Origin of the sequence: Streptomyces sp. CB01881 (assembly GCF_002953255.1) — a bacterium.
Taxonomy (GTDB): domain Bacteria; phylum Actinomycetota; class Actinomycetes; order Streptomycetales; family Streptomycetaceae; genus Kitasatospora.
The window spans coordinates 10,848,859-10,851,461 of sequence record NZ_CP026498.1 but is presented as its reverse complement, the minus strand read 5'-3'; the positions used below and the strand labels follow the sequence as shown (position 1 = coordinate 10,851,461).

Below are 2,603 nucleotides of genomic sequence, written 5' to 3'. Positions count from 1 at the left end.
TCCCCTCTTGGGCGGGCCGCCGGTCGGTGGGGCGGGAGGCCTCAGCCGGCCGCGCCGAGGCGGAAGGCGGAGAGCCGGAAGTCGCCGTGCAGGGTCAGGCCCAGGTCGTGGACGCCGTGGAGCGGGGCGGCGAGCTCTGCGGTGACGGTCGTCCAGGCGTAGCGGTCACCGGTCACGGGCACCTCGATCTCGGCCAGGAGCCGGGCGCCCGCCCGCACTTCGAGCCGCACCCCGCCCGATCCCTCGTCCTCGCGGGCGGTCTCGACCTCGACCCGGACGGCGCCGGAGAGGTCGACGTCCCGGAAGAGGAGCGTCGCGGGGTGTGCGGGATCGGTGGGAGTGACGGCGTCACCCTCGGATTGGGTGGCGTCGACGATGGTGGCGTCCTCGTAGTCGTCGAAGTCGACGGCCAGGATTCGGCGTTCGACGCCCGCCCGGGGTGCGGCGGCCGCCCCGATCACGGTGAGCGGCGCGGTGAGCACCGGGTGGTCGGCGCAGCGGGCGACGATCAGCTCGTAGCCGCCGGGGTCGACGGCGAAGGCGCCGGTGGCGACGTCCCAGTGGGCGAGTTGCCCGGCCGGCAGCCGGAAGGTCAGCTCGCGGCTCTCGCCCGGCTCCAGCCGGACCTTGCGGAAGTCGGCGAGTCGCAGCCGGGGCGCCTCATAGCGGGCCTCCAGGGCACGGACGTAGACCTGGGTCACCTCGCTGCCGGGCCGCGGTCCGGTGTTCTCCAGGGTCACGGTGACGTCGACCGACCCGCCCTGGCCGATCGACGGCTGCGACAGGCGCAGGTCGCGGTAGCCGAAGTCGGTGTAGGACAGCCCGTGGCCGAAGGGGTAGAGGGGCGTGGACCGGTGGTACTGGTAGGTCCAGCCCGCCTTGATGATGTCGTAGTCGAGCGGGGCGGGCAGCGGGTCGTCGCCCCGGTACCAGGTCTGCGGCAGGCGGCCGGCGGGCTCGGCCTCGCCGAGCAGCACGGCGGCCAGCGCGTGTCCTGTTTCCTGCCCGCCGTGGGAGGTCCACACCACGGCGGGCAGGTGCTCGTCGGCCCAGTCAAGGGCGTACGGGTAGCTGCTCATCACGACCAGCGCGGTGTTCGGGCGGACGGCCGCGACGGCGCGCAGCAGCTCCTCCTGCCCCTCGGGCAGGTCGATGTCCGCGCGGTCCTCGGTCTCCCGGCCGTTGACCATCGGGTGGTTGCCGAGGACGACGACCGCGACGTCCGCCGCCTCGGCGGCGGCCCGTGCCTCGGCGGCGCCGTCGCGCACCAGCTCGCGCTGCCAGCGTTCGGCGTCGTCCGCGGTCTCGGCGGTGACGCTCACCCGGCCGTCGGTCGGGTCCACGGCGGCGTAGCGTCCGGTGAACACGGAGCGCAGCAGCACGGCGCCCTCACCGTCCGATTCGAAGCCGAAGGTCTCCTGGACGAACCAGCTCTTGATCACCTCCTGGTCAGCCGCCAGGGAGGCGTCGTCCTTGAGGCTCAGGTAGCGGCCGGTGTCGGCGGCGCGCAGCGTGAGGGCGCCGCCGCCCCAGTCGGTCACGTCGAACGCGGTCTTGCCGAGCAGGTCACCGGTGGTGGGCGAGCGCAGGGCGATCCGGTCGGAGCCCTCCACGCAGACCACCTCGCCGCCGTCGCCGACGGCCGCGGCTAGTCCGGTGGCGATGCCGACCTGGTAGGGCATGGTGCCGCTGTACCAGTCCTCGAAGAGCGTGTCGGCGAGCGGGCCGATGACGGCGATCCGCTTCGTGCGGGCCGGGTCGAGCGGGAGCACGCCGTCGTTCTTGAGCAGCACCGTCGACTCGATCGCGGCCTGCCGGGCCAGCGCCCGGTGCTCGGGGCTGTCGATGACCTCCGGGCCGGTGCCGGCGTAGGGGTCCAGCTCGGGGTCGAACTCGCCGAGCCGGAAGCGCAGTTCCAGCTGCCGCCGGACGGCGCGGTCCACGTCGGCCTGGTCGATCAGGCCGCGTTCCAGCGCCTCGCGCAGCCGGCCGACCGGGGTCTCGCTGTCCTCGCCGTGGTCCGTGAAGCTGTCGATGCCGGCCTTGAGCGCCGCCCCGTGGGACTCGGCGTGGTCGTCGAAGTACTGCTCCGGGTCGACCAGGTTGGAGGGGGCCTCGGCGTCGCTGACCACGAACAGCTCGTGGCCGGTCGGCCGGGCCCAGCGGCGCAGCTCCGCCTCGATCAGCGGACTGACGTGGCAGGGGCGGCCGTTGACCAGGTTGTAGGCGGCCATCGCGCCGGTCGCGGCGCCGGAGGCGACGACGGGGCGGAAGGCGGCGAGGTCGTACTCCTGGAGGACCCGCGGGCGCAGCCCGGAGGAGGTGGTGCAGCGGTCGTCCTCGTTGTTGTAGGCGAGGAAGTGCTTGATCACCGGGGCGGTCCGCAGGTAGGTCGGGTGGTCGCCGGCGAGTCCCTTGCAGAACGCCTCGCCGACCCGCGCGGTGTGCACCGGGTCCTCGGAGTAGGCCTCCTCGTTGCGCCCCCAGCGCGGGTCGCGCAGCAGGTTGAGCACGGGGGCCCAGGCCTGGAGCGAGTTGGCTCCGCGCTCGGGGGTGCTGATCGCCGGGGGGCGGTGGTAGTGAAAGGCCCGGAGCTCGGACCG

1 protein-coding gene is annotated in these 2,603 nt (G+C 73.8%); it reads right to left on the bottom strand.

What is annotated here, in order from left to right:
* Window positions 1-41 precede the first annotated feature (41 nt).
* A partial coding sequence (locus C2142_RS36700; protein WP_241003030.1) for a glycoside hydrolase family 3 protein occupies window positions 42-2,603 on the bottom strand: 2,562 nt, incomplete at its 5' end.